Source organism: Marinitoga sp. 1154 (assembly GCF_013363285.1).
GTDB lineage: Bacteria > Thermotogota > Thermotogae > Petrotogales > Petrotogaceae > Marinitoga.
Map to the genome: position 1 here is coordinate 1 of NZ_LBFB01000082.1, position 501 is coordinate 501.

The following is a 501-nucleotide window of genomic DNA, read 5'->3' on the forward strand; positions in this document are numbered from 1 at the left end:
GATACATTTATGCTATAATAATACTAAGAAAAAACAAATGTGGAGATGATGAAAATGAAAAAATTACCAATAGGAGTACAGGATTATAAAGAAATAATAGAAGAAAATTATATATATGTAGATAAAACAAAATATATATTTAATTTAATAGATAGTGGAAAATTTTATTTTCTCTCAAGACCAAGGAGGTTTGGTAAAAGCTTAACAGTATCAACATTGTATTATTTATTCAAGGGAGAAAAAGAATTATTCAAGGGAACATACATATATGATAAATGGGAATTTAAAGAATATCCTGTAATAAAACTCGATATGTCAGATAATACATTAACAACATATGATGAATTTATAGATTCACTTGATGAAAGAATTGGAGAATTATATAGAGAATATGATATTTCACCAATAAAAAATAATTTACCAACAAAATTTGGACATTTAATAACAGAATTAAGTAAAAAATACAAAGAAAAAACAGTAATACTCATAGACGAATATGAA

1 protein-coding gene is annotated in these 501 nt (G+C 23.2%); it reads left to right on the plus strand.

Features of this window, described 5'->3' with window-relative positions:
- Window positions 1–54 precede the first annotated feature (54 nt).
- A partial coding sequence (locus tag XO12_RS11195; RefSeq protein ID WP_175420365.1) for an AAA family ATPase occupies window positions 55–501 on the plus strand: 447 nt, incomplete at its 3' end.